Raw genomic sequence first — 26984 nt, forward strand, 5'->3', positions numbered from 1 at the left:
TTCCCACCCAGTACCGATGACGTCCGACCGGGAAATGGGTCGCGTTCTTTCCCCTTTTTGCTTCATTCCATTGGGAACGATCTGCACCGGGCCAGGCGCAGATCCGTTATCGGAGCAGGAGTGGCAGAAAGATATTCAGCGGCTGCGGAGTCGGTGTCGCGACTGGCGTAGGAGTTGGCGTGCGTGTGACTGTCGCCGTGGGGCTGGCAGTTTGGGTAGCTGTCGCTGTCGGTGTGTAGGTCGGACCTGGCGTCGAAGTCGACGTGTGTGTTGGCGATGGCGTTCCGGTCGCCGTCGGTGTGTTTGTTGCCCCGGAAGCGCCCGGCATGTCATTAACCAGTTGCGCTCTGTCACTAAGCTGGCTACCGTCTCCTTCGCCACTCACCTCTGCCATGTTGACGATGCGGGCAGGTCCGGCAGGTGAGTCGACATAAATGGCTGCCGAATAGTTTTCGTTTGCACTGAGAGTTCCCAATGACCAGGTGAGGGTATTGCCTGTCACGTTGGTTGGCGGGGGATTTGAATATTGGTAGACGAGCTCCAGAGGCAGCATGTCGGTTAAGATAGTGTTTTGCACCGCCTGCCCGGTCATGTTCCGCACTTGCAGCCGGTAGGTGATCGCCTCTCCTGAAACTGGTGTTTGCAGATCCTTTTCCAGGCTCAGGCGACAGGCCTCGTCGTTGCTCTCACGGTAATGAACGGTGTTGAGCCACAGCTGAAAATCGGGGTTGCCTGGTTCGCACAGCTCAGAATCTCGGGTATTCAGAGACCACAGGCCGAGCGTTGTCAGGCTTTCCGGCAGGGGACCACTTAAATCGGTATCGGAGAGGTGCAGTCTTCGGAGGGCGCCCAGGTCTGCCAGCGATGCAGGCAACGGTCCACCGACGGCATTGTGGTCCAGGTAAAGACCCGATAGCTTGCCCAGGCTGCCCAGAGACTCCGGAATCGTGCCCGACAATTCGTTATGGTGCAGCGCCAGCGCGCGCAACCCGGACAGGTCGCCGAGGGCGGCGGGAAGGGCGTGATCCAACTGATTGTGTTCCAGGTTCAGCAACTCCAGGTTCGAAAGCTGGCCCAGCTCTGCCGGAAGAGCTCCTTCCAACCGGTTGTTGTCCAGATGAAACCCCCGCAGGGCCGCCAGGTTGCCAACGGTGGACGGTAAAGGGCCGGAAAGCTGATTGTTGCCAAGATAAAGATATTCGAGGCGGCTCAGGTTTCCCAGGCTGTCCGGCAAGGGCCCCACAAGTTGGTTGCCCTGGATCGAAAGGTGGCGCAGGCGGGTCAGATCGCCCAAAGAATCGGGCAGCTGTTCCGAAAGTTCGTTGTGCCCCAGCCACAGGCTTTCCAGGTTGACCAGGCCACCAATCCAATCTGGAATGGATCCCATCAACTGATTGCGGGAAAGGAAAAGATGCTGCAGATAGGGCAGGTAGATCAGGGACGGGGGCATCGGTCCGGTCAGGCGGTTCTCGGCAAGCTCCAGGGCCTGCAGGTTACCCAGGTATTGCAGCGTGTGGGGAACACTCTGGAGCAGGTTGGTGCGGACATCGAGCCATTGAAGGTTGTGCAGGTTGCCAAGGGCTTCTGGCAGGGCAGAAAACTGGTTGTAGTGCAGGTCCAGTCGCTGTAGATTGCCCAGATAGCCGATGGTCGGTGGCAATGTCTGCGTCAGTTGCCGTCCCGCCAGGCTCAGACCGGTCACGGCACAGCGAGTCTGGTCCGGCAGCATGACCAGGTCGACGTAATAGTCGAAACCAGCCAGTCCATAGCCGTCCAGGATGCCCTGGATGGTCGGTTGATCGACGGCCTCGTAGGAGCAGGCATGGTAGGTTAGCCGCAGGTCAAGCTGTGTCCCTGGCGACCCGGGCCGGCGGGCCACCTCCAGATAATAGGTTTCACCCGCGGTCATGCCCAGGTTCAGATTGGAGGTTCCGGACCACCAGCCTGCATTGTCGTTGCATCCCCGGGCGGTCAGTTCACCTCGTTGACCCTGCCAGGCGGCCACGACGGTGTCGAAATCGCTGCCGACGGTGTTGGCCGTGATGAAGCCTGAGTCTGGCGCCACAAAACGGTACCAGACAGTGAGCTCGTTTTGCCCCTCTCCGCAAGCCATGTCAGGATCATCGGCTGCCATGGTTGCGGCGGAGATATCGAGCGATGATTCATAGGGAAACGCGTCGATGACGATCGCGTCGTCGAAGTCGTCGTTTACCGGCGGCGATTCGAGGCCATGTCTCTCCACCTGCCTGGATTTTGCCAGACTGCCAGCATCGGTTTCGACCTTGCTCACCTCCACGAAGCTGATCCACTCGTCACCATCGCCCCGACTGCGGATTCGGAAATCGTAGCCGTCCAGGCCACCTGAGAACTTTGCATCGGGGAGAAGAAAGCTGGCTTCTTTCCAGTCATCCCGATTGGTTTTCTGGACCACTCCGGCCACTTTGAAACTGTTGTCCAGGGCATCATATTGCAGATCCCAACTATCGTTTCCCGCGTTGCGATATATGATGGAGACGCTCACCGGTTGGGAGCTTGCGCCGTCGAAAAATGCCTCATCCACGTCAAAAAACATATCCGGATTGCCATGGTTCAGATCGGTACGCCGCGTATATCGTCCCCAGGGGTGGTCGGTGACCTGCCATTCAGGGATGGTGCGGCCTCCCGGTGCATCGTCCTCCTGGGTCAACCAGAAGTCATAGTTGCCCCATTGGGGATACCAACGTGATGAGCCGCCTGGCTCAGGTGGCGCTGCCTCGCGCAGGGCCACCCACACGCCTGGCGTTGAGTCGACATCCACACCGGCATAACGATCGGCCAGGCGCAGGGCCCATTGCCGGACGGGGTCCTCGGTGCGAAGCGTATTCTTGCCGATCAACAGGTAGCTGGGATGCTTGTTCATGCCGTTGAGCAGGCTCCACAACAGGTCGCTGCCCTCCGGATGATAGACCGATTCAGCTTCCCAGCCCATGGGCACCTGTCCGGCGTGTTCGAGCATGGGGTCGTACTGGCCTGTGCGGCAGACATCGGGATGAATGGTTGCCGTGTCCGATCGAATCACCTGGTCGTCGTGATCGTCCACCAGCCGGTTGTGTTTCAGGCCCACGCCGACGCTGGCGGCGTAGTCAGTGTTGTCGCGCCGTTCCTTTCGATAGAGATACCAGGGGGCATATTGGGTCAGCAGTGGTTTTTCGTGCCAGTGTCTGCGGTATATGTCGACGATGCGGTTGAGGGTTTCCACCCACACCTCGCTGGTCAGCCCCGTGCTTTGAAGACACTGGTCCAACTCACTGTCCAGTTCGGAGGGCGCGGTCTCCCCGTAAATGCCTGTACTGACTTCGACAAAGGCTACGCGGGGATCGTCCCGATAGCGTTCAGCAGCAGCCCGTATGAAGTTCTCGAAGGCGGTCAGGTAGGCATCCTCCCAATACATGGGAATATCTTCCTGATGGAAACCCTGCGTGTCGGTCCAGCTACAGGAAACGAAGCCATCACCATCAGGCCAGGCGCCCTGTTCCGCCTGGAACCACCAGGGGGTCTGGTTGCCACCGCAGCAGGTACCCTCGTAGGTATTGAAGGCCAGACCAACGGTTTTCCCCAGGTCGGCCTCGACCGCGATCCATTGATCGACAGGGTCCCACAGGTACTCGCCTTCGGCCTGATTCTCGATGTTGCGCCAGGTAAAGACAGTGTGCCCACCGCGAAGCCAGGGGTATTGGTCAGGATCCAAATGGGGCCAATCGAAGAACCCATAGAGACCGGCATCGGGAAAGGCACGGTAGCTGCTGGCGGGTGGCGCTTCCCAGGCAGGACAGTCGTTCTCGGGCGCCTGGTCATGCGCGATGTTCATTGGACCAGTTGCGGCGTTTGGCTCCATTGGGGCATCAGGCAGGTCGGCGCGGGCATCAACCGAAGGGATCACGAGTGTTGTCAACCCGCCGGCGATCAAGAGAGCAATCCCAATCAAAATTGCAACCGGCATTAGAGTTGGTAGCCTTTGCTTCATCGAGAGAAATCCTGGCCTTGACAAGGCAACTTTCGATGCTGATCTTTTCTGATGTCTGATCAGCGTTTATCAGCGCAAATCAGCGGTCATGCTTTTTTCTTTTCACCACTGATTACGCAGACCTCCGGCGCAGATTGCCGCTGATCTTTTCTGATGTCTGATCAGCGTTTACCCTTCGGCTGCGCTCAGGACACGTCGGCGTTGATCCTTCGGCTACGCTCAGGACAGGTCTGCGGTCATGTTTTTTTCTTTTCACCACTGCCTGGGATTTTACCGGATTCAGGCCAAAACTACCAAACGGGGTCGGTGGACAATCGGTGTTTTGCCGGTTTCATAAGTAAACCATGTGCAACGGTGATTATGAACGCCATTCAAAAACCCTTGACATCTGATATACCGTGTGATAGAATTCGCAATTGTTGTCGACCACAGGTGTTCGGTACAGGCCCACCGTTGATCCCAGCGCCTGTGCGCAGGGAAAAAACGGGGTTGACAACGTTATCCGTTCCACACCCATCCCTCGAAACCGGAGACAGCAGTGCCAGTTGATTATCTGCCAATTTTCATTCTGATTGTCCTCGCGGCCATATTTGCTGTGATTGCTCTGGTCATGCCTGCTGTTCTGGGCCCACGGCGACCGAACAAGGCCAAAATGGAGGCCTACGAGTCCGGTGTGTTGCCCTACAGCGATGCCCGGCGGCGTTTTCCGGTTCAGTATTACGTAGTTGCCGTGCTTTTCATTCTCTTCGACATCGAGGTGATCTTTCTCTATCCCTGGGCCGTCGTCCTGCGCCAACTTAAGCTCTTTGGATTGATCGAGATGGCAGTCTTCCTGGCGATACTGATCATCGGATTCGTCTATGTATGGCGCAAGGGAGCGTTGGAGTGGTAAGGGGATCTGATTGAATGTGGACTTGCATGATAGTTAAACCGGACAGAGGGTTTCATGGGACTTGAGACAAAACTTGGCAGCGATGATGGCATTGTCGTAACATCGCTGGAGAGCATGGTCAACTGGAGCCGGTCCAACTCGGTCTGGCCTCTATTGTTCGGTCTGGCTTGCTGTGCCATCGAGATGATCGCCAGCGGTACTTCCCGCTACGACATCTCCCGCTTTGGCTCCGAGCTCTTCAGGGCGTCACCCAGGCAGGCTGACTTGATGATCGTATCGGGCCGGGTCAGCAACAAGATGGCGCCCGTTATCAAGAGGCTGCACGATCAGATGCTCGAACCCAAATGGGTGATCGCGATGGGAATCTGTGCCAGCGCGGGCGGTCCCTTTAACAACTACGCGATCGTGCAGGGCGTAGACAAGATCATCCCGGTGGATGTCTACGTGCCCGGTTGCCCTCCTCGCCCGGAAGCACTCTTCGAGGGATTGATGCTGCTGCAGAGAAAAATCAAGGGTGAGAAGTTCAGCGATTACGAGATACAATACATGGAAGCGGCCAGGGGCCGCCAGATGGGTTAGTACACGCTTGTTTTGATGGACTGGATGAATGACCGATCCCACACCCGCCACGGTTCAGGATAAAACAGACGACTGGCAGGACAATTTAGCTGACAGGTTGCAGGCTTCTTTCCCGGATGCCCTCCTTGACGTGGAGCGTTTTCGCGGCGAGGTTGATTTCACCCTCAGGGCCGCCGGTTTTCTGGATGTGGCTCGATTTCTCCGCGATGATCCCGATTGGCAATTTGTACACCTGGCAGACCTGACTGCCCTGGACCGTAGCGAGTTGCCAGAAGGACAGCGGCGATCTGAAACTGCCGGGTCCGGGCGTTTTGCCGGCATCTATCACCTTTTTTCCATTTCGAATCAGCAGCGAATCCGCCTCACCGTTCCAGCCGAAGGGCCCGATGACCGGCCAACCGTTCCGAGCCTTTATCCGCTATGGAAAGCCGCCTTGCCGATGGAGCGGGAAGCCTTCGATCTGATGGGTGTTCACTACGAGGGGCATCCCGATTTGCGGCGTATCATGATGCCGTGGGATTGGCAGGGGCATCCACTTCGCAAGGATTATCCCCTTGGGGGTGAAGAAGTACCCTTCAGTATGACCTGGAACGACCCGGAATTTGCCTCCTTCGGCAAGCAGATTCGGGATGACTCTCCGGTCCAGGTCCCGTTGCCCAAGGGGGTTGACTTAAAAGAACACATGGTGCTTAACCTGGGTCCCCACCATCCGGCGACCCATGGTGTGTTGCGGCTGGCGGTTGAGCTCGATGGCGAGACTCTGGTAAGCGTTTACCCTGACACCGGTTATCTGCACAGTGGCTTTGAAAAGCAGGGCGAGAATGTCCGTTACAAGGACTTTGTTCCTTATACCGATCGGATGGATTACACCTCCGCAATGAATAACAACCTGGGCTATGCGCTGGCAGTGGAGAAACTGCTGGATGTCGAGATTCCCCCGCGCGCCCAGGCGATTCGGGTGGTTGTCGGGGAACTGCAGCGCATTGCCGCTCATCTGGTGTGGCTGGCGACATCTATCCTGGATACCAGCGGGACGGGGATGAGCATTCTCTTCTACGCGCTCAGAGAACGTGAGATCATTCTGGATATCTTTGAAATGATCTGCGGCGCCCGCATGACCACCTCCTACGTGCGGCCGGGCGGGTTGTGGAAGGATGTGCCTCCGGCCTTTTACACCAAGGTTGATGAGTTCTGTGAGCTTTTCCCCCACCGGCTGGACGAATACGAGCGTATGCTGACCAACAGCATCATCCTGCGCAAGCGGCTGGAGGGTGTCGGAAGGCTAAGCCCCGAGGATGCGCTCAGCCTGGGTTTGACCGGCCCCTTGCTGCGGGGAAGTGGCGTCAAGTACGATCTGCGCAAGCTGGCTCCCTATAGCGGATATGAGCGCTACGATTTTGAAGTGCCGACCGCCACCGAAGGGGACAGTTACGCCCGCTATCGGGTTCGTATGCAGGAGATGCGCCAGAGCCTTCGTATAGTCGAACAAGCCATGGAAGATGTCAGGGCCACGGTGGGTGAAGCCTGGATGACAGGCGACAGGAAGGTTGCATTACCTGTCCGGTCTGAGCTTGAACATAGCATGGAGGCCCTGATTCACCACTTCAAACTGGTGACCGAAGGTATCAAACCACCACCCGGCGAGGTTTATGTCGGCCATGAGAATCCCAAGGGAGAACTTGGCTATTACCTGGTTTCCGATGGCAGCGCCCACCCGTATCGCCTGAGGGTTCGGGGTCCAAGCTTCGTCAATATCTTTGCGGCAGACACGCTGGCTCGCGGGCACTTTCTTTCGGACCTGATCACTATCATCGGCTCCATCGATATCGTGCTCGGTGAAGTTGACCGCTAGATCGAACTGGCAAGACATGCTTCTTTCTGATAAGACACGCGATAAGATAAGAGAATTGATGGCCCGTTATCCTGAGGGACAGCAGCGCTCCGCACTGGGTCCCGCTCTGGAGGCCGTTCAACAGCAGATTGGTTTTCTTCCCGACGAAGCCATGGAAGAGGTTGCCGCGTTGTTCGATATCGAGCCGGCTGAGGTGCAGGCCTTTGTCGGCTTCTACCATATGCTCAGGCAGAACAGAGTTGGGACTTACCATGTCGAGGTTTGTACCAACGTGCCCTGTTTGCTGCGGGGTGCCGGTTTGTGTGCGGACCGGCTCAAGGAAAAATTGGGTGTGGACTGGGGTGGGACCACCGATGATGGCATGTTCACTCTGGATCACATGGAATGCCTTGGGTCCTGCGCCACGGCGCCCGTGGTCAGTGTCACCAAGCGGCAATCCAACTGGTCTCGCTACTACGAGAATCTCAGTACCGACGAGCGAATCGACGCTGTCCTGAGAGAACTTCGCCAATTGGCGGAGGTGCCGGATAACAAGTTGCCGGTACCGGAAAGAAGCGTTCCCCGCACCACATCCAGCCCGTTGCCTGGCCGCGACATTGGCCCATTTCACCACGATCACCATCCAGAGACAAACTTCATCCTGGCGAGGATCGACCAGGCAGATAGCCACGAACTTGCCGGATACGAAAGGGATGGTGGCTATCAGACGGCCAAAGAGGTCGTGGGCATGGGCACGATGAGCGGCGAAGAGGTTAAAACGACAGTACGTGATGCCGGTCTTCGCGGTCGCGGTGGTGCAGGCTTTCCCGCTGGCGTCAAGTGGGGGTTTCTGCCCGAGGGAGTCTTCCCTCGCTACCTGGTCGTCAATGCGGATGAGAGCGAACCCGGCACCTTCAAGGACCGGTTGATCATCGAGTATGACCCCCACCAGTTGATCGAAGGGATCATCCTGTCGGCCTATGCCTGTCAGGCCAACCGCGCCTTCATCTACATTCGGGGTGAGTACTTCTTTGGCGCCCGGCGACTCGAAAAAGCTATCGCGGAAGCCCGGGATGCTGGCTACATCGGCAAGGGCATCTTCGGCAGCGATTTCGATCTGGAGATCACGGTGCATCGAGGGGCTGGCGCCTATATCTGTGGCGAAGAGACGGCCTTGCTCTCTTCACTGGAGGGATTTCGCGGCCATCCCAGGCTCAAGCCTCCTTTTCCTGCAATTGAGGGGCTTTACGCCAAGCCCACCATTGTCAACAACATTGAAACCATTTCCCAGGTCGTGCACATCGTCAAAAACGGATCTGCCTGGTACCGACAGTGGGGAACCGAAAAGTCACCCGGCTTTGCCTTGTACTGCCTGAGTGGATCGGTCAAAAAGCCCGGCGTCTACGAACTGCCGTATGGGACGACGGTGAGGTCGCTGATCTACGACTTTGCCGGTGGCACGATTGACGACCGCCCGATTAAATGCATCATTCCCGGCGGGCTTTCCGCGCCAAGCATGCCGGTAGACCTGATCGATGAACCCATGGATTTCGAGACGATTGCCTCGTTGGGATCGATGCTTGGCTCCGGCGGTATCATCGTCATTTGCGAAGGGGAAAACATCGTCGAGGTGACCCGCCGTATGGTCGGTTTCTACCGCGAGGAGAGCTGCGGGAAATGTTCGCCCTGTCGCGAGGGTGTGGCATGGCTGGAAAAAATCCTGTTGCGCATTGAACACGGCAGGGGTATCAAGGAAGACCTCGATACTCTGGAACGCCTGACCTATCCCATCGAGCACCAGAGCTTCTGCCCCTTTGGACCGGCAGCGGTTTGGGGGCTACGCAGCATGCTGAAACTGTTCCGGGATGACTTTGAGCGTTACATCGAAATGAGCAATCCGGAAGGCAAGGCCCCACAATTGCCAGTGCGGGCGATCTACAGGCCTGATGTTGGCACAGTAGCACCAGATGTGCGAACCTGATTCGTGATATGTCCGAACTTGTTGCCATAACCATTGACGATATCGAGTACCAGGTACCTGCGGGAGTCCCGCTGTCGGAGGCGGCCCGCAAGTATCTCGGCATAGAGATTCCTGTTTTCTGTGCCCATCCCAAGCTGGATCCCCTGGGCGCCTGCCGCATGTGCCTGGTGGAGATGGAGGGCAGGGGGGGGCGGTGGAGTATCGTGACGGCCTGCACCACCATGGTGGCGGACGGCATGAAGTTTCGCTACACCAGTGAATCGGCTACCCAGGCCCGAGAGGATACTCTGGAATTCCTCCTCGTCAACCATCCACTGGATTGTCCCATCTGCGACAAAGGGGGCGAATGTCCTTTACAGGACCAGGTCATGGCTCACGGCTCTGGTGAGTCGCGGTTTTCAGAAGACAAGGTACACAAGCAGAAGCGTTACCCGATCAGTGACCTGATTCTGCTCGACCAGGAGCGCTGCATCCTTTGCTGGCGTTGCATCCGTTATCTCGATGAATGGGAAGACAAGCCGCAGCTTGGCCTCTATCACCGGGGCAGCGAAACGGTCATCGAAAAGTTCTCCAACGAGCCGGTTGACGCCAAAACCAGTGGCAATATCATCGACCTCTGTCCCGTTGGCGCCCTTACCAATCGCGTCAGCCGCTTTGGATATCGACCCTGGGAGTTGACAAGCACCGACAGCATTTGCGTGCACTGTTCCCAGGGCTGCAATGTGCGACTGGATACCCGCCTGCACGAGTTGCGCCGAATCGTCGCTCGCGAGAACATGGCTGTCAACGACGAGTGGATCTGCGACAAGGGACGCTTTGTGCACGGCTTTGTGGATCATCCCGATCGTTTGAAACAGCCTCTCGTGCGGGACGTCGAGGGCAGGCTTCAGGAGACAACCTGGCAGGATGCGCTGGAGGTAGTGGCCGATCAACTGACTGCCATTGTCGAACGCCAGGGCGGCGATGCCGTGGGTGCCATCGGTTCGGCGAAACTCAGCAACGAAGCCGCCTACCTCTTTCAGAAATTTATGCGCAGCCTTGTGGGCACCAACAACGTGGATCACAAAGGCGGCAGTGCGGTGCTCGCCGATCCTCGAGGGCTTTCCAACCTGCGCGACGTCGAAGACTCGGACGTCATTGTGCTCGTGGGATTCGATCCTGCCGAAGAGCTGCCGGTGATGGACCTGTTTATTCGCCGAACGGTGGTTCGAAAGGGCGCAAAGCTGGTCGTTTTGCATCCCCGCAAAATCGAGGACACCCGGTATCCGGCTGCCTATTTGCCCTACATGCCTGGGGCCGAGGTCGAATTGCTGGCCGAGATGAGCCGGGCCTTGCTCCAGGTCAGCACCATCCGGGAGCGTGTCGCCAAGGCCCATGGATTTGACGACCTGGTTGCCTGGCTGGGGAACGAGCCGGCTGGCCAGGAGGTGTCGGCGGTAGCCCAGTTGATTGCCGGTGCGGAACGGGCCATCATTTTGTATGGACCGGCACTGGTTAGCGGGCCTGGTGGAGAGAATAACCGGTGGGCTCTGGACAATTTCGCCCGACTTGCCGGTTGTGCGGACAGGACCTATTATATCGCGCCGGAGGCAAACAGCGTCGGCGTTCGCGACATGGGCTTGCTGCCGCATCAGCACTCTGGGCACACAGCGGTCACCGACGAAGCAACGCGCGATCGTTTGCGGCGATTGTGGGGCGGTTCCCTGCCGCCCAACGAAGGCCTGTCCTATAGCGGCATGCTCAACGCCGCCGGCAGTGGTCATCTTGCGGCGCTGTATCTGGTTGGCAGCGACCCGGTCTCAGAAGGTCCTGCCGGACGTTCTGCGATAGAACGCGCTGAATTCGTGGTTGTTCAGGATATGTTCCTGACGGAAACCGCCGCCCTGGCTGATGTTGTGCTGCCGGCAGTCAGCTGGGCCGAGAGCGATGGGACCTACACCAACCTGGAGCGACGGGTGCAAAGGGCGCCCAGGGCACTGCAGAAGCCTCAGAGCAGGGCCTTGCCCGATTGGCGCATCTTGACCCAGCTTGCCCAGAGCTGGCCGGGGATGGTCGGCGACATCGCTGACTCCGGAAACCGCAAGGGCAAAAAACGACGTAAAGAGGGCCTGCCGCCCAAACGGTGGACCTATGCCAGCGCCCAGGCCGTACTGGATGAGATTTCCAAAGCAGTGTCCGGCTACGGTGACATCAGTTGGAGTGAGTTGGGCGACCTGGGCAAACAGTGCAACGGCGGGCAAAGCGGCGGGCGATCGCAGCGTTTCGTGGTTCCTGGTACCCTGGGCTTCAGGGATGCCGGAAGCGCCGCCACCTACCGGCTGGCCAGCGGAAACGTTCTATTTGACAGTGGCACATTGGTGCAGGCGACTGAAGCCACTTACGGCATTGCCGCGCCGCTGGTTGTTGGCATCAATCCGGTGGATTCGGCCAGGGAAATGCTGGCTGGCGGTGAACAGGTGGTCGTTTCGTCCATCAACGGCTCCTTGACTCTCGCCGTTGATCTGGATGAGCGGGTGCGGCCCGGCACCTTGTGGATTTCCTATTCGTTGCTGGGAGCCCCCGTGGAGGCGCTTTTGGGCACCGACGACAGTATTGGAATTCCAGTTCAGTTGAGCAAGGCTGAGTGACAATGGATTGGGTAGAACTTCTCCTCATCCCGGCGGTCAAGAGCCTGGTATTAATCGTGGTTTTGCTCCTTGGCTTCGCTTATATGACTTATTACGAGCGGAAATTTCTGGCCCGGCTGACCACCCGCGTCGGGCCCAATCGGGCTGGTCCGAAAGGACTGCTTCAGCCGATTGCCGATGCATTGAAGGCCATCTTCAAGGAGGAGTTCGTTCCGGGGCATGTGGACAAGTGGGTGTACATCGTGGCACCCGCGCTGGCGCTCATTCCTGCGCTGGTGGCCTTTGCCGTGATTCCCATCGGGCCTGATATCACCATCTTCGGGCACACGATCTCCCTTTATATCGCGGATGTCAACATCGGTTTTCTTTATATTTTGGCTATTGCCAGCGTGGGCACCTACGGCGTGATTCTAGCGGGTTGGAGCAGCAACAACAACTACTCCATTCTGGGCGCGCTGCGAACGGCTGCCCAGATGGTCAGCTACGAGCTACCTATGGGGATTATCCTCGTAAGTATCGTATTGCTTACCAGCCTGTCCACGGGGGTTGGCAGTCTCAGCCTGGTCGAACTGGTTGAGGTTGTCACGCCCGATCGTTCCATCTTGCACTGGCTTTGGCTGTGGGTTGCCTTTCCCATTTTCTTCATCTGTATGCTGGCAGAAACCAGCCGCAGTCCCTTCGATCTTCCGGAGACGGAAAACGAGCTGGTTGCCGGTTTCCAGACCGAGTATGGCGGCATCAAATTCGCGCTCTTTTTCATGGCAGAATATATCCATGTGATCACTGCCTCTGCCATCATGGTCACCGTCTTCTTTGGTGGTTGGCAGGGGCCCTTTGTGGACACACTGCCGATCCTGGGTGTTTTCTGGTTTGTAGCGAAGGTCATTCTCGTTTTGGGCCTCTTTATCTGGGTTAGGGCCAGCGTGCCCCGGGTGCGCTACGATCAGCTGATGAGTTTCTGCTGGAAATTTCTTTTCCCGATCTCTCTGGTGTACCTGGCGATTACCGCGGTCTTCGTGGCCCTGACGTAGGCAACGGTCTGAGTAGTGAACGAATCGTTTTCACTGTGGAGTGATGATGTCTGGACTTGGTGATGTTGTAAAAGGTGCAGCCCAAATCGCGCAGGCCATGGGTGTTACGCTGAAATATGCAACCAGGCGGCCCGTGACTCTCGAATATCCTGAAGAGCCGATGGCGGTGTTCCCGCGCTATCGAGGCCAACACATGTTGCGCCGCTATGACAACGGTCTGGAACGCTGTATCGGTTGTTGTCTCTGTGAAGCTGCCTGTCCAACGGGCGCCATTCTGGTAGAAGCCGCCGAAAATGATCCCGGGAACCCGCGATCGCCCGGTGAACGTTACGCCAAAACCTACGAAGTTAACCTGTTGCGCTGTGTATTCTGTGGTGACTGCGAGATAGCCTGTCCGACCGAGGCCATCGTTCTCACTCAGTCGGTGCCGATGCCACAGCGAAACCGGGCAAACTTCATATTGACCCAGGATGTGCTCCTTGAACCCAAGGATGCGAACCTGGTTATCCGTCCTGATTCGTGATGCCACAATGTCATGATGACTTGCTGACATAATCTGGAACCGACCATGGAATTGCTCTTTTTCATAGCGTTAGGATTTCTCGCCCTCGTCGGTGCGATCGGCGTGGTAGTAAGCCGAAATGCGGTCTACAGCGCGCTGGCGTTGCTGCTCAATTTTGCCGTGTTGGCAGTGATGTATTTCATGCTGAACGCGCAGTTTCTGGGCGTGGTGCAGGTGATCGTATACACCGGCGCCATCGTCGTTCTTTTCCTGTTCGTTATCATGTTGATTGGCGGCCAGCTTGCTCCTGGGTCCACCCTTGCCAGCGGACGCCGCCAGACCCGGGTTGCGGCCCTGATTCTGTCTGTCTTGATGGCAGTCGGACTGTCGATCGTTGTCGTGTTGGGTGCGCTGGCGCCGACGACTGGCATTGTGCCCGATTTTGGCAGCGTACAGGCCATCGGACAGGTGTTGTTCACCGAGTATCTCTTGCCCTTCGAACTGGCGTCGGTACTTCTCCTGGTTGCCATGATCGGCGCCGTTGTGCTGGCCCGACGACCAAAGAAACTTTGAAATGTCTGAATAATGGACACCATACCTACCAACTATTATCTGATACTCTCAGCCATCATCTTCGTCATCGGAGCTCTCGGGGTACTGGTACGCCGTAATGCCCTGATCATTTTCATGTGTGTGGAGATGATGCTCAACGCGGTGAACCTGACCTTTATCGCCCTGGCCCGGCAGTTTGGCCAACTGGACGGCCAGATATTCGTGTTTATGGTTATGGCAGTAGCGGCCGCCGAAGTGGCTGTTGGTCTGGCGATCGTCATGGCCATGGTGTGGCACCGCGACACGACTAACGTCGACGAGATTGATCTGCTGAAGGGTTAGCGTCAAATCGAAGATTCACGCACTTTCTGAAACTCACATGCTCAACTTTGCCTGGCTAATTTTCATCCCACCTCTGGTAGCTCTACTGATCAACGCGTTTTTCGGGCGACGTCTCGGAAAACCGGGGGCCGGTTATCTGGGCGCGCTGGCTGTCGGGCTCTCCTTCCTGGTGGCTGTCGGCATTTTTGTCGGTTTGCTTGCCCTGCCGCCCGATGACCGCAGCGTACAGGTTTTTCTCTGGCAGTGGATAACCATCGGCACCTTTTCTCCCGATTTCGCATTGCTGATCGATCCCCTTTCGGTGATCATGATCCTGGTTGTCACCGGGGTCGGTTTTTTGATCCACATCTACTCCATCGAATACATGAAGGTCGATGATGAACACCGGCCTCTGGACGAAGGCCGCTATGCCCGCTACTTCGTCTTTGTAAATTTCTTTATTGTCGCCATGCTCTTTCTGGTGCTTGCCAACAATTTCCTGCTTCTGTACCTGGGCTGGGAGGGTGTTGGTCTGGCAAGTTTCCTGCTGATCGGCTTCTGGTTCCACAAGCCTTCCGCCCGTGACGCAGGCAAAAAGGCCTTTCTGGTCAACCGGGTGGGCGATTTCGGCATGGCCCTGGCCATCATGATGATTTTTAAATACATGGGCGATGTGGCAGGCAGCCTGGCCTTCGACGACATTTTCGCGGCCCTCGAGCAGAATCCTGCCCTGTTGGCGGGCGTTGCTGGTATCATCACGATGCTGCTGCTTCTGGCGGCAACCGGCAAATCAGCCCAGATCCCTCTGTGGGTCTGGTTGCCCGATGCCATGGAGGGACCCACGCCGGTCAGCGCCCTGATCCACGCTGCAACCATGGTGACCGCGGGCGTCTACATGATCGTTCGCGTCAGCCCCATTTTCGAGCTGGCGGGCAACACGTTGACCGTGGTTGCCTGGATAGGCGTCCTGACGGCGTTGATGGGAGCCACCATTGCTCTGACCAAGACCGATCTGAAAAGAATCCTTGCTTACTCCACCATCTCCCAGTTGGGCTTCATGTTCCTGGCTGTGGGCTCAAGCGCCTACGCCGCGGGCATTTTTCACCTGACCACCCATGCTTTTTTCAAGGCGCTGCTTTTCCTCGGCGCCGGGTGCGTGATGCACGCGTTGCACGGGGAACTGGACATCAACAAGATGGGTGGGCTGAAGGATAAGATGCCAAAAACCTACTGGACCTTCCTCATCGGTGCAGCGGCTCTGGCAGGATTTCCACTGCTGGCGGGCTTCTGGAGCAAGGATGGTGTCCTGTTTGGGGCCTTCGAGGATGGAGACTATTTGCTCTATGCCATTGGTTTATTCACGGCGTTTTTGACCGCGGTATACGCCTTCAAGATGGTTTTCGTCTCCTTCTGGGGAAAACCACGGGATAAAAAGCTGTACGATCACGCCCACGACGCGCCCGGCTTGATGACCTGGCCCTTGATCATCCTGGCGGCATTGAGCATCTTTGCCGGCTTGATCAATATTCCTATCCTGTTACCGGCCCTGGATGGCTGGATGGAGCCAGTGGTGCATGGTGACGAACACCACGTTTCCGTGACTCTGGAAGTGGGCCTGCTTGTGCTATCGGCCGCCGTTTCGCTGGCGGGAATCTTCCTTGCCTACTGGTTGTATGTCAGGCGGGCAGATACCGGTGAAAGCGTTAGCGAGAAGTTTGGTTTCATCTACACGCTGGCGGACAATGGTTATTATTTCGACCGGGTCTATGACGAGGCAATCCGAAAACCTTTGTGGGCGTTGGGAGGATTCCTCTATGCCGGCTTCGATGTGAACGTGATCGACCGGGCAGTTAACGGCGTTGCTGCCGGCTTTGGCTGGCTGGGCTCCGTCACCCAACGCCTGCAGACAGGCTTGGTGGGTACCTATGCCCTGACTCTCTTTTTTGGTGCTGTGGTGGTACTGGGATATTTCCTGTTGGTTGCCCTTTTCGGCTAAACCGAGCGATTCAATTGGCTTCACATGTCAAATCTAACTGATCTTCCAATCCTGTCGATCCTTCTCCTCCTGCCGCTGTTGGGAGGAATCATCTTGCTCTTCATGCCCGGCGAACGGGGCATGAAAGGCCTGGCCCTGGCTACGACCCTGTTGACTTTCCTGATATCCCTGCTGCTCTTCTTTGGCTGGCAGACGGGAGATCCCGGTTTCCAATTTGTTGAAAGCCGTCCCTGGGCGCCATCGATAGGCATCAACTACATCGTGGGCGTCGATGGTCTAAGCCTGCTGTTGGTTCTTCTCACAACCTTTTTGATGCCACTGGTGATACTCTTCTCCTGGGACTCGGTCAAAGACAATGTAAAGACCTATCTGTTCCTCATGCTCATCCTTGAGACCGCCATGCTGGGGGTTTTTGTAGCGCTCGATCTGATTCTCTTTTTCGTCTTTTTTGAGGCCAGTCTGATCCCCATGTATTTTCTGATCGGTCGTTGGGGCGGACCTCGACGGGTCTACGCGGCAATGAAGTTTTTCATCTTCACCGCTTTCGGCAGCGCCCTGTTGCTTGCCGGCATTTTGGTCCTGGGCTACGTTGGCTATCAGGAGACAGGTGTGCTGACCTTCAGTTTGCCTGCGCTGTACGAGATAGGTGTGCCGGTCGGCATACAGACCTGGTTGTTTTTTGCTTTCTGTATCGCCTTTGCAATCAAGGTACCTCTCTTTCCCTTCCATACCTGGCTGCCTGATGCCCACGTTGAAGCACCAACGGCCGGCTCGGTCATCCTGGCGGGCGTATTGCTGAAAATGGGCACCTATGGCCTGGTTCGCTTCTCGCTGCCCCTCTTCCCCGAAGCCAGCCAACGATTCGCACCACTTTTCATCGTGCTGGCCATCATCGGCATTCTCTACGGCGCCCTGATGGCGTTGGTGCAGAAGGATGTAAAGAGCCTGGTGGCCTATTCATCCGTGGCGCACCTGGGATTTGTCGTCCTGGGGATATTCAGTCTTCAATACCAGGGCGTGTCGGGCTCTGTATTGCAGATGGCTAATCATGGGCTGAGTACGGGCGCATTGTTTTTGCTGGTCGGGTTCCTCTACGAGCGTCGCCATACCAGAATGCTCGACGACTTTGGTGGCCTTTGGAAGATAATGCCCGTTTTCGCGGCCCTTACCCTGCTCACTGTCCTGTCCAGCGCCGGATTGCCTGGCCTGAACGGCTTCGTCGGCGAGTTCACGATTCTGACGGGCGCCATGCTTTCCAACGTTATCTACGCGGTCCTGGGTACGCTGGGAATCATCCTGGCGGCCTGGTACCTGCTTTGGGCGTTCACTAAGATCTTCCAGGGGCCGCTCAACAATCCAGCCAACGCGGTGCTGAAGGATCTCAACCGCCGCGAGATATTGATCATGGTTCCCCTGGTAATCATGTTTTTCGTCATCGGCCTCTTTCCCAACCTTTTCCTTGAGAAGATCAATCCTTCGGTGGAAGGCCTGCTGAGCCGCGTGGATGGACAGGCGTTGGTTCAGGAGATGGACGCCGGACCGCAGGAGAATGGCGGGATAGAACTGGTCAACCGGTAGACACCAGACATGTCGACTATGTATCACCACGAGATGGCGTTATGACGCTTCCGAACCTGAATTTCATAGCAATTCTTCCCCAGACCATTGTCATCGTGATGGCATTATTGGTGCTTTTGCTCGACGCCATAGACCGCAAAGGTTCATGGAGCCGGCCCTTGCTTCCCTGGCTGGCTCTGATCGCTATCGTGGCAGCCGGCGCAACCTCAGTTTGGCTGGCGCTGCCGGCTAACCAGCCTCAAGTCTTCCAGGATATGGCGGTGGCCGATGGCTTCGCCATGATGTTCAACCTGGTGATCCTGATCGCTGCCGGGTTTGGGGTTGCTCTTGCTTATGCCACTATTCCCAAGATAAGCGACCAGGTGGGTGCCTACTACGCCCTGCTCTTGCTGGCATTGGCCGGCATGATGACCATGGGGTCGGGCATCGATTTGATCGTGATCTTCCTGGCGCTGGAGATATTCTCGTTGGCGCTCTACATCCTGGTGGGCTTCAACCGGGAGGAACCACGCAGCGCGGAGGCGTCGCTGAAGTATTTCCTGCTGGGCGCGTTTGCCTCCGGCTTCTTTCTCTACGGGGTGGCATTGCTCTATGGGGCTACTGCCAGCACCAACCTGGTTGAGATCGCAACGGCATTGGCCAGCGACAGTAGCCTCAACGCATTCTACCTTTACGCCGGAACAGCTATGTTGATCGTAGGCTTCGGTTTCAAGATCGCCATGGTGCCCTTCCATTCCTGGACGCCCGACGCCTATCAGGGCGCACCCACGCCGGTGACCGGTTTCATGTCGGTGGCTACCAAGGCTGCCGCATTTGCAGCATTTGTGCGGGTATTCCTGTGGGCGTTGCCGTCGGCCCAGTACGTTTGGGGTTATGCCCTGGCGGGCCTGGCCATAGCGACCATGACCCTCGGTAATCTGGCCGCACTGCGACAGACCAGTCTGAAGCGCATGTTGGCTTATTCCGGCATTGCCCATGCCGGTTATGCCATGGTTGGCCTGGTGGCGGGAACAAGCCAGGGTGTTTCGGCGGTTCTCTTCTACCTCTTTGTGTACGCCTTCATGAACCTGGGTGCCTTCGCGGTTGTGCTCGCCATGGAACACCTGGGCGACAACGATGTAACACGCGAGCAGTTGGCCGGCCTGTCGGACCGGCAACCTCTGCTGGCGGCTGCCATGGCGGTCTTCATGTTCGCTTTGGCCGGTATTCCCCCGTTGGCTGGCTTCTTTGCCAAGCTCTATGTGTTTGGCGCGGCGGTAGAGGCCGGATGGATCTGGCTGGTGGTGATTGGCGTATTGAACAGTGTGCTGTCCGCTTACTATTACCTGCGGGTGACGGCGGAGATGTACTTCCGGCGCGTGCCCGATGAAGGTCTGGCACGCAGGTCGGGCAACATGCCACTGGCGGGGGCGGACGCATCGGCTGAGAGTACCTTGCTGGCTGGATCTTCGCTTGCGGTTTCGGCGGTCGTTTTCATCGCTGCTGTCGGTACCGTGTTGATTGGAATCTACCCCTACCCCTGGGCGACCTGGTTCAACGAGGCGGCACGAGCCATGTTCGGTGGCTAACAACCTGCCGGTACCGGCTCCCCAAAGTCCATTTCTATCCTCTGCCTGATCTGCCCCCACGATCATTTGCCCATCCAGTTCCGTAAACTTGATATCGTAGCGTCACCAGGACGAAGCTGGCAACAGACCGCCGGCGAATCGAATGGGGAACATGAACCATTCACCGAAACAGAGAAGGCGGGCGTGTGGTTATGCCACACACCCGCCCAGGTTCATCAAGTCAGGTTAACCCGTTGCTGGCATAGCCAGACCCGGTCAAATCGACTGGGCCTCCGGGTTTTTATCAGGCGTCGGAATCGGCAATTTATCCAGATCGAAGGGAAGCGCATCAAGATCAAAGGGCAACTCATCCAGGTCGAAGGGAAGTTGGTCCAGATCAAAGGGCATGTGGAAGCGGAAACCCCTCATGTGGTGGCCATCGTGGGGCATATTTTCGAAGTTGAAGGGCATGCCAAAGGGCAGCATGTGGTGGCCATCGTGGGGCATGTCCTCGAAGTTGAAGGGCATGCCAAAGGGCAGCATGTGGCGGCCATCGTGGGGCATGTCCTCGAAGTTGAGTCGTTTCATAGCGAAACCACTCAAGGCAACCCCGAGAAATGCCTTTTCTTCCTCCTCGGGATGTGCGCCCAGAACAGCTTCCAGGGTCAACGGATCTTCTTCACCCTGGCGCACGACCGTCAGTTCGACGCTGTCGCCCGGCTCCATGCCTGCGATCGTCTCGATTATTGCATCGGGGCCGCTGACCGGTTCGCCATCGATCTCGGTGATGACATCGGCCGACTGAAGACCAGCCAGAGCAGCCGCGCTCTCTGCCAGAACCTCGGTGACTACGGCGCCTTGCGTGAGATCAGCTTCGGGGAAATCAAAGTCAAGGTCTGGCAGGAAGGGTTGGCGTTGGGGGGATGGTCCCTCGAAACTGTCGGGATCGAAGGGCATGGCATTTTGCAGGAAACCGGCCATGGGCATGGCTGAGTATCGCACGCCGAGAAAAGCCACGCCATCCAACTCCGGGTGTTCGCCGAGCACAACAGTGATTTCTTCGGTGTCACCATCTTCAGTTGCCGCTGCGATTTCAAGGATGACACTGTCGCCAGGCTCATGGCCGGCAATGATGTCGGCCAGGTCGCTTTCCGGCGTCAAGGCCTCACCATCCAGGGCAATGATGATGGCACCGGCTTCCAGGCCTGCCGCTGCCGCAGGGCCATCGGGGACAACTTCGGCCACGAGCGTGCCGGGCTGGAAGAACTGCATCATCTCCACCTCTCCTTCGGGCATCGCGGGCAGCATTTGTGGCATGGCCTGGCGGAGCGCTGCCGCGCCCCCAAAGGGGGTCAGACCGAGATAGGGCCGGCGGTTCAACTCACCGAGTTGGACGCCGACAATCTTCACTTTGTCACCGTGAAGGACCGTGACCACCACTTGCTGGCCTTTCTCAAAGGTACCGAGTTTCCTGGAAAGTGCCAACATCGAATCGACTTCTTCACCGTCGACCTCGAGGAGAATATCTCCTCGCACGATCCCGGCGACTGCGGCCGGGCCATCGGGATCCACCTGCACGATGACCAATCCAGCGTCAGGATTGATTTCCTGCTGAGCAAAACCGACTGGGCTGGCGGCAGCCACTACGGCGCTGCCCAACAATAGTATGGCAACGGCCAACAGGGCGATGCCTGTGATAAGCTGTTTCCTCATTGATACAAACCTCCTGAATGATGTTACGTACATCGGAAGACCGTTGACCGAGGACCGCCGACCACGGACCACTTTGTCGCCGCGTCGCTGACCCCGGCTAACCCAGAAAGGGGGCTACGCACAGCCTCGACTCCTATCGCATTCCCGAGAACCGCCGACCGCCGTCTGCCGTCTTCTGATGTGCGTAACTTTCGTTCCTAAGAAAAAATCGTTCTCTCGCCAAGTGACAGATCCCTCAGGCTGTTTTTGGACGCTTGAAAAATAACTGAACATAATCGGTCTTGCCATACAGCGGTTTGCCGTTGCCGGCACCGACCAGCTCCCAGCCATCCTCGCCCAGTTGCTCCATATAGTCGTGGACAAGCGGTGCCTGGGTCCACCCTTTGATCTCGCGTCCATTGATGTAGCGTGGTCGCCAACCCTGGCTATCACAGAAGGAGATCAGCAGGTGCTGCCAGACCGTAACAGGGGTGGTCTTGCGCTGAGAGGAGGGTTTTTTCTGCGTCTTTTTGCGGCCTTTTTTTTCCGGGGTGGTCGCTGCCTGGGTTGCCGGTTGCGTTGAGGTTTCTGCCGCGGTGCCTGCCAAAAGCTCACCCAGGAGATCTGGAGTTTCCTTACGTGCCATCGTTGGCGATCCTTTCTGCAAGCTGCTGGTAATCCTGAGATCCCGCGGAACGGGGTGAATATTCGAAGATAGACTGCGCGTAGCCCGGCGCCTCCGAGAGTCGCACGTTGTAGCGGATGGGCTCGCAAGTCTGTTCGGGGAAGGTACTCGTCAACTGGCCCAGGATCTCCCCCGACTTTTTCACCCGGCGATCCATAAAGGTGGGCAGGATATAGCGCAGGATCAGCTCCTGGTGATATCGCTGGATCGTGGTCAGGCTCTGCTGGAATTCCAGTAGCCCCTGCAGCGTCATGACCTCCAGAGATACGGGGGAGAGTACCTCGTCTGCGAAGAAAAGCACGTTGACTGTCAAAACATCCCAGCCGGGCGCGGTATCCATGATGATGTAATCGAAGCGGCTATCAAGCATTTCCAGCGCTTCCGAAAGTGTGCGTTCGCCACCGAAATCCTTGCGGGCGATGAGGCGCTTCAGCCCGGCGAGGTTTTTGCCGCCGGCCAGCAGCCAGAGATTGTCTCTGACGGCGACCGTGGCCTGGTCCGGGGTGACCTCTCCGCTAACCAGCTCGGCGAGCCCCACATCAGGTTGCGCACCCAGGGATGTCCCTGCCTGGCCCTGGGTATCCACATCAATCAATAGCACCTGGAAGCCCTTCAGCGCCAACCCTGCTGCCAGGTTCACAGCAGTGGTTGTCTTTCCAACGCCACCTTTTGACAGGGCCACAGCAATTTTTCTCATTGACTTCTCCTTCAACCGCCTGGACTGAGCCGCCCGGACTTGCAAGTATACCACAGGTGTTCAACCTTTTGCATATCACACGTTGGAAAAAAAGCCGGCCGAACTTCGTTCCTGAAACACGTTACTTTATTGCAGCAAAACCGTCTGCTCACATAGAGGCGTGTGGGTTCAAAGGGCGCGCTCCGGGTTTTCGCGTCGTCGGTTGTGATCTTGATAATCCTGGAAGGAAACAGAAAATTGTCTGGCAATCGTATTGGTGAGCGGATCCGTCCCATTCTTGTTGCGCTTGCGACTTCCCTGCTGTTGGCATCGCTGTTAGTTGTCAGCCTGTTTCTGCGGCCGGCGAAAGCAGATTCGATTCAGAACTTCTCCGGCCAGCTTCCCACGGTCGCGGCGCAAACGTTGAAGGGAAAACCCCTGCCGCCATCCAAACCGGGCAGTCATCTGCCTGAGGAATGCCAGCCAGACGTTTTTGAGTACGATGACACTTCTGAATTTGCCCGCCAGATTTTCGATAACGGGGTGGCACAAACGCATAACTTCCACCAGAACGGCGACAGGGATTGGCTGATCTTCAGCGCCCAGGCGGGCGTTACCTACACCAGCACTACCTTCAATCTGATCCTGGACACCGATACAGTGTTGCAGCTTTTCGATACCGACGCCACCACCGTTCTGGCCTTCAGCGACGACCTGCCGGGCAGTCCGGAGCCATTGTCATCCCAGATTGTCTGGGATGCGCCGGCAGATGGCCTTTACTACCTGATGATCAAGGAGTTCTTTGATCGCGGCGATTGCCTGGGCTACGATATCAACCAGATTTCGACCGTTGGCCCGGCGCCAGTCTTGCTGACCTACATGCCATTGATTCTGGCAGGGGTTGTCACGACTCCGACGGAGACGCCGATCAACACACCTACCGATACGCCTACCGAAACGCCAACGCCATCGGATACGCCTACGGGCACGCCGACGGAAACACCTACCCCAACCGACACACCTACTTCAACCGATACACCTACCAATACGCCGACAGCCACAGCAACCGATACACCGACACCGACCGATACACCCACCAATACGCCAACGCCGACCAACACGCCTACGTCGACACCAGCGCCTCCGGTGACACCTGTGCCGGTGCCCGGGCTGGATTCGCCCAATGGACTGGCGGTGAATCCTCTGACCAATCGTATTTACATTTCCAGCCGCGATCTGGATGAGCTCTTCGTCATCGATGGCAACAGCAACGGTGTGGCGGCCCGGATTCCTGTCGGCGATTTGCCCTTCGGTGTGGCAGTTAACCCCAACACCGGTAAAGTCTATGTTGCCAATTTTGGCAGTGGCACCCTGTCGGTGGTGGACGGGGCGCTGAACCAGGTTGTCAAGACCTTGACCCTTGGTTCGGAAATGACGTATGTGGCGGTCAACACCAACAACAACCGGGTCTACGCGATCAGCCATGGCGCAGATCGTCTGTATGTCATCGACGGCATCAGCGATACGGTGATTCGGGATGTTGCCACCGGTGACCCCGGCTTTGGCGCCTTTGGCGTAGCCGTCAACGAGAATCTGAACCGCGTCTACGTGAGCAATCGCGATAGCCGTAATGTGGTCACCTTCGACGCTAACGGTAATCCGGTGGCGGGGCAGGTGTTCAAGCCAAGACCGCTCGGCTCTGTACCCTATACGCTGGGCTTCAATCCCAACGCCAACAAGCTTTACGTCATGGTTGCCGTCAACAACAATGTCGATCGGGTACAGATTTACTATGCCACGGCAAGCGGATTCACCCTGCTTGAGACGATCCGCGTGGATTCTGGCGGTGCCAATGGCGGCGGTGGTGTGGCCATTAACGAGACCACCAACAACGTCTTTGTCACCAATTCGGCATCCAATACGGTGACGGTGATCGATGGTCTGACCGATGTCGAGCTGTGGACGTTCCCGGTTGGGCTGGACCCCTTTGGCATCGCCGCCAATCCGGCTTCCAGCCGGATATACGTCGGCAACCGCACGGGAGACGATCTGGCGGTCATCATGGATGGCTTTTAATCAACAGGAGTTACGCAGTTTACAATCGACAATGCAACAATTGACCATTGGCTTGTCCAGGTTAGGAGGGATCGATGAGTGCTTTTCGTAAGTTATTTCCTGTGCTGATCATCTGTGGTGTCCTGTTGAGTTTGGGCGCGCTTATGATCAGCCAGACCGGAATTTCGGCCGCGTCCCCTGAGGCCATTCTTCAGGACACCCTCATCGTGCAGACCTTCGATGACCTGGATGGCAACGGGGTCCGGGATGGCGGGGAACCACCCCTGGCCAACGTCAATGTAGCCTGGGTCAATGAACACGGAGGCAGCGACTCCGACACAACCGGCGTGACGGGAGAGCTGAGCTGGTCGATGTTGGCGAGCGGAGTGTATACGGTTACTGCTGCGCCCCTGCCCGGTTATGCCCCGACAACGCCCGACGTCCAGGTTGTCTCTGTAACTTCCAACGACGATACGGTGGTCGAGTTTGGACAGTGGTACAGCGCGGCCTGCATCGACGGTTACAAAGTAGATGACTTTCACATTGGGCTCGCAGGCTGGTCAATCCACGCCCAGTTTGTCGATGGCTCAGGCCCGATCTACGGTACCAATACCGACGCTACGGGCTATTTCAGGTTCGACGGCCTGCCTTTGGGCGTCTATCGATTGTGGGAAGAGGTCCAGCCCGGCTGGTTGCCGGTCACCGCGCCCTCGTTTGAGGTGCCGTTGCTGGAAGCCACGGAGCAATGCCTGACTGTTCGCTTCAAGAACAAACAGGGGACCCCGACTCCTACGCCGGAAGTGCCGGTGCTCGATTTCTATCTGCCCGTAATATTGAAGGAATACACCATTACCCATTTGGCGCGCGGTGTGGAACAGCTTGATGCGACAGCAACTCCAGAGGGGGCGGGCTGTGTGGTTGGCCGCAAGGTAGATGACCTCCAGGTCGGATTGCCGAGTTGGGTCATTCGCTTGCAGCCTGAGCCCGGAGGGGCGGTTAGAAGTGCCTCTACCAACGGTCTGGGCGTCTTCCGTTTCGATGGCGTGCCGCCCGGAGATTACACTATCTGGGAGATCGAGGAAAGCGGTTGGGCGCCGATCGGGCCCACGGTGTTGAACATCACCGTGCAGGCGGGAGATCAATGCATCGACGTGATATTCCGCAACCGGCAGGCGACGCCAACGCCCGAGGAGCCCACGCCGACGCCTACCGACACGCCAACGCCTACCGACACGCCAACGCCTACCGACACGCCAACACCCACCGACACGCCCACGGCAACACCAACGCCAACGGCAACACCAACGACGGCGATCGTCGATATCCCTCATCCCAAGGGAATCGCTGCCAACACGGAGACCAATCAGATCTTTGTTGCCAGCAAGACGGCTGAGCAGCTGTACAGGATCGACGGCGCCACTGACCTCGTGCAGGTCTTGGCGCCCACCGGGCAGAGTCCCTTCGGTGTGGCGGTCAACAGCGATACCGACAAGGTTTATGTCGCCAACTACAACAGCAATACCCTGTCCGTGTTCGACGGTTCGACTGGAGCCCTGCTGGCTACCGTCGATTTCGCTGCTGCTGGCTATAGCAGCCCGGCCTATGTCGCCGTCGACCAAGGGCTCAATCGTGCCTATGTGACCCTCCATGGCAGCGGCCGGCTGGCCGTGGTTTCGGGCGCCAGCAATCTTCTGCTGACCACGGTGGAAGCCGAGGCGGGAGCCTTTGGATTGGCCGTCCATCCCGGCCTGCGTCGCGCTTACGTGGGCAATCGGGATACCCACAATGTAATCGTGGTCGATACGGATACCAATACGCGGCTCTGGCATCAGACCTTTGCCCCCGGCGGTGAGGTATACGCCATGGCGGTGGATGCCGGCCGCAACCGGCTGTACGTGATCTATGAGGGTCCTGGCGGCACACCAGACCGGGTGGCTGTCTATGTGACCGCCGCCAGTGGAGTCAGCCGGCTGGGCACGGTTCTCGTTGGCGAAGGTGGTCCCGGGGGAGGCATCGGCATTGCGGTCAATGCAAGCAACGGGCACGTTTTCGTGGCGAACAGTGCCGACGACACGGTCACCGTAATCGACGGACCAACCATGTCAGTGATGGCAACCGTGCCGGTGGGTGACGATCCTGGCATGATTGGCGTCAACCACCTTACGAACCGGGTATATATCGGCAATCGCGGTGACAATACTGTGCTGGTGATCTCAGACAGCTTTGTACTGCGCCGAATCGATCGATTGAGGTCTCGATAGCTTTTTTGCCGGGGCATGGCCAGCCCTGATCGGTCGGGCGTCCTTGCTGAAAGTTGAAAACGGGCGAGGACGCCCCGATCGGGAATTCGGGCAGGTCGTGGACTTTCCGGCTGCAGGATACTGCCTTCCAGGCCTGAGGAACCGGCGAGGGGGCCGGCTTCTTGGGCATCAAAAT

General features: G+C 57.5%; 18 protein-coding genes. 14 read left to right on the forward strand and 4 right to left on the reverse strand.

The window, feature by feature from the left end; translation table 11 throughout:
* Positions 1–106 precede the first annotated feature (106 nt).
* A complete protein-coding gene (locus tag U9R25_05980; GenBank protein MEA3335440.1) occupies positions 107–4003 on the reverse strand; it encodes a hypothetical protein in 3897 nt (1298 codons plus the stop codon).
* A gap of 538 nt (positions 4004–4541) precedes the next feature.
* On the opposite strand from U9R25_05980, the gene ndhC reads away from it, so the two are divergent.
* From ndhC to U9R25_06040, 12 genes are read left to right on the forward strand one after another with little or no spacing between them, the layout of a single operon-like run.
* On the forward strand, positions 4542–4895 hold the full coding sequence (ndhC, locus tag U9R25_05985) for an NADH-quinone oxidoreductase subunit A (GenBank protein MEA3335441.1): 354 nt from the start codon (positions 4542–4544) through the stop codon (positions 4893–4895).
* Positions 4896–4949: 54 nt separating this feature from the next.
* Positions 4950–5474 carry an NADH-quinone oxidoreductase subunit B family protein gene (locus U9R25_05990; protein MEA3335442.1) on the forward strand — a complete coding sequence of 175 codons (525 nt, stop codon included), beginning with the start codon at positions 4950–4952 and terminating at the stop codon, positions 5472–5474.
* Positions 5475–5502: 28 nt separating this feature from the next.
* Complete coding sequence (gene nuoD / locus U9R25_05995; protein ID MEA3335443.1) at positions 5503–7326, forward strand: NADH dehydrogenase (quinone) subunit D; 1824 nt, start codon at positions 5503–5505, stop codon at positions 7324–7326.
* Between the two features lie 58 nt (positions 7327–7384).
* Positions 7385–9286: an NADH-quinone oxidoreductase subunit NuoF gene (gene nuoF, locus U9R25_06000; protein MEA3335444.1), complete on the forward strand. Its 1902-nt coding sequence runs from the start codon at positions 7385–7387 to the stop codon at positions 9284–9286.
* An 8-nt stretch (positions 9287–9294) separates the two neighbouring features.
* Positions 9295–11913, forward strand: a complete 2619-nt coding sequence (gene nuoG, locus U9R25_06005; protein MEA3335445.1) for an NADH-quinone oxidoreductase subunit NuoG — start codon at positions 9295–9297, stop codon at positions 11911–11913.
* Between the two features lie 2 nt (positions 11914–11915).
* On the forward strand, positions 11916–12944 hold the full coding sequence (nuoH, locus tag U9R25_06010) for an NADH-quinone oxidoreductase subunit NuoH (protein MEA3335446.1): 1029 nt from the start codon (positions 11916–11918) through the stop codon (positions 12942–12944).
* Between the two features lie 43 nt (positions 12945–12987).
* Positions 12988–13467, forward strand: a complete 480-nt coding sequence (gene nuoI, locus U9R25_06015) for an NADH-quinone oxidoreductase subunit NuoI (GenBank protein ID MEA3335447.1) — start codon at positions 12988–12990, stop codon at positions 13465–13467.
* Positions 13468–13512: 45 nt separating this feature from the next.
* Positions 13513–14019 carry an NADH-quinone oxidoreductase subunit J gene (locus U9R25_06020; GenBank protein ID MEA3335448.1) on the forward strand — a complete coding sequence of 169 codons (507 nt, stop codon included), beginning with the start codon at positions 13513–13515 and terminating at the stop codon, positions 14017–14019.
* A gap of 12 nt (positions 14020–14031) precedes the next feature.
* Positions 14032–14340, forward strand: a complete 309-nt coding sequence (gene nuoK / locus U9R25_06025) for an NADH-quinone oxidoreductase subunit NuoK (protein MEA3335449.1) — start codon at positions 14032–14034, stop codon at positions 14338–14340.
* A gap of 37 nt (positions 14341–14377) precedes the next feature.
* Positions 14378–16315 carry an NADH-quinone oxidoreductase subunit L gene (gene nuoL / locus U9R25_06030; GenBank protein ID MEA3335450.1) on the forward strand — a complete coding sequence of 646 codons (1938 nt, stop codon included), beginning with the start codon at positions 14378–14380 and terminating at the stop codon, positions 16313–16315.
* A gap of 24 nt (positions 16316–16339) precedes the next feature.
* Positions 16340–17893: an NADH-quinone oxidoreductase subunit M gene (locus U9R25_06035; GenBank protein MEA3335451.1), complete on the forward strand. Its 1554-nt coding sequence runs from the start codon at positions 16340–16342 to the stop codon at positions 17891–17893.
* Between the two features lie 41 nt (positions 17894–17934).
* Positions 17935–19461 carry an NADH-quinone oxidoreductase subunit N gene (locus U9R25_06040; GenBank protein ID MEA3335452.1) on the forward strand — a complete coding sequence of 509 codons (1527 nt, stop codon included), beginning with the start codon at positions 17935–17937 and terminating at the stop codon, positions 19459–19461.
* A 255-nt stretch (positions 19462–19716) separates the two neighbouring features.
* Here the strand turns inward: U9R25_06040 and U9R25_06045 are convergent, their stop codons facing one another.
* From U9R25_06045 to U9R25_06055, 3 genes are all read right to left on the reverse strand, one after another.
* Positions 19717–21153: a PDZ domain-containing protein gene (locus tag U9R25_06045; GenBank protein ID MEA3335453.1), complete on the reverse strand. Its 1437-nt coding sequence runs from the start codon at positions 21151–21153 to the stop codon at positions 19717–19719.
* Positions 21154–21388: 235 nt separating this feature from the next.
* Positions 21389–21778: a hypothetical protein gene (locus tag U9R25_06050; GenBank protein MEA3335454.1), complete on the reverse strand. Its 390-nt coding sequence runs from the start codon at positions 21776–21778 to the stop codon at positions 21389–21391.
* A complete protein-coding gene (locus U9R25_06055; protein MEA3335455.1) occupies positions 21768–22514 on the reverse strand; it encodes a ParA family protein in 747 nt (248 codons plus the stop codon). The genes U9R25_06050 and U9R25_06055 overlap by 11 nt, the downstream gene beginning before the upstream one ends.
* A gap of 237 nt (positions 22515–22751) precedes the next feature.
* Here U9R25_06055 and U9R25_06060 point away from each other — a divergent pair, with 237 nt between their 5' ends.
* Positions 22752–24569, forward strand: coding sequence for a YncE family protein (locus tag U9R25_06060; GenBank protein MEA3335456.1), 1818 nt, complete (start codon positions 22752–22754; stop codon positions 24567–24569).
* 74 nt (positions 24570–24643) lie between these two features.
* Positions 24644–26809 carry a hypothetical protein gene (locus U9R25_06065; protein ID MEA3335457.1) on the forward strand — a complete coding sequence of 722 codons (2166 nt, stop codon included), beginning with the start codon at positions 24644–24646 and terminating at the stop codon, positions 26807–26809.
* The last annotated feature ends 175 nt before the right edge of the window (positions 26810–26984 follow it).

The organism is Chloroflexota bacterium (assembly GCA_034717495.1).
GTDB lineage: Bacteria > Chloroflexota > Anaerolineae > JAAEKA01 > JAAEKA01 > JAYELL01.

What these genes read in the sequence shown, in the direction of transcription:
- nuoI (MEA3335447.1), top strand. Translation starts at nt 12,988, where the DNA reads ATGATGTCTGGACTTGGTGATGTTGTAAAAGGTGCAGCCCAAATCGCG.
- U9R25_06050 (MEA3335454.1), bottom strand. Translation starts at nt 21,778, where the DNA reads ATGGCACGTAAGGAAACTCCAGATCTCCTGGGTGAGCTTTTGGCAGGC.
- U9R25_05990 (MEA3335442.1), top strand. Translation starts at nt 4,950, where the DNA reads ATGGGACTTGAGACAAAACTTGGCAGCGATGATGGCATTGTCGTAACA.
- nuoG (MEA3335445.1), top strand. Translation starts at nt 9,295, where the DNA reads ATGTCCGAACTTGTTGCCATAACCATTGACGATATCGAGTACCAGGTA.
- nuoH (MEA3335446.1), top strand. Translation starts at nt 11,916, where the DNA reads ATGGATTGGGTAGAACTTCTCCTCATCCCGGCGGTCAAGAGCCTGGTA.
- nuoK (MEA3335449.1), top strand. Translation starts at nt 14,032, where the DNA reads ATGGACACCATACCTACCAACTATTATCTGATACTCTCAGCCATCATC.
- U9R25_06040 (MEA3335452.1), top strand. Translation starts at nt 17,935, where the DNA reads ATGACGCTTCCGAACCTGAATTTCATAGCAATTCTTCCCCAGACCATT.
- nuoF (MEA3335444.1), top strand. Translation starts at nt 7,385, where the DNA reads ATGGCCCGTTATCCTGAGGGACAGCAGCGCTCCGCACTGGGTCCCGCT.
- U9R25_06055 (MEA3335455.1), bottom strand. Translation starts at nt 22,514, where the DNA reads ATGAGAAAAATTGCTGTGGCCCTGTCAAAAGGTGGCGTTGGAAAGACA.
- U9R25_06045 (MEA3335453.1), bottom strand. Translation starts at nt 21,153, where the DNA reads ATGAGGAAACAGCTTATCACAGGCATCGCCCTGTTGGCCGTTGCCATA.
- U9R25_06065 (MEA3335457.1), top strand. Translation starts at nt 24,644, where the DNA reads ATGAGTGCTTTTCGTAAGTTATTTCCTGTGCTGATCATCTGTGGTGTC.
- nuoL (MEA3335450.1), top strand. Translation starts at nt 14,378, where the DNA reads ATGCTCAACTTTGCCTGGCTAATTTTCATCCCACCTCTGGTAGCTCTA.
- U9R25_05980 (MEA3335440.1), bottom strand. Translation starts at nt 4,003, where the DNA reads ATGAAGCAAAGGCTACCAACTCTAATGCCGGTTGCAATTTTGATTGGG.
- U9R25_06020 (MEA3335448.1), top strand. Translation starts at nt 13,513, where the DNA reads ATGGAATTGCTCTTTTTCATAGCGTTAGGATTTCTCGCCCTCGTCGGT.
- nuoD (MEA3335443.1), top strand. Translation starts at nt 5,503, where the DNA reads ATGACCGATCCCACACCCGCCACGGTTCAGGATAAAACAGACGACTGG.
- U9R25_06035 (MEA3335451.1), top strand. Translation starts at nt 16,340, where the DNA reads ATGTCAAATCTAACTGATCTTCCAATCCTGTCGATCCTTCTCCTCCTG.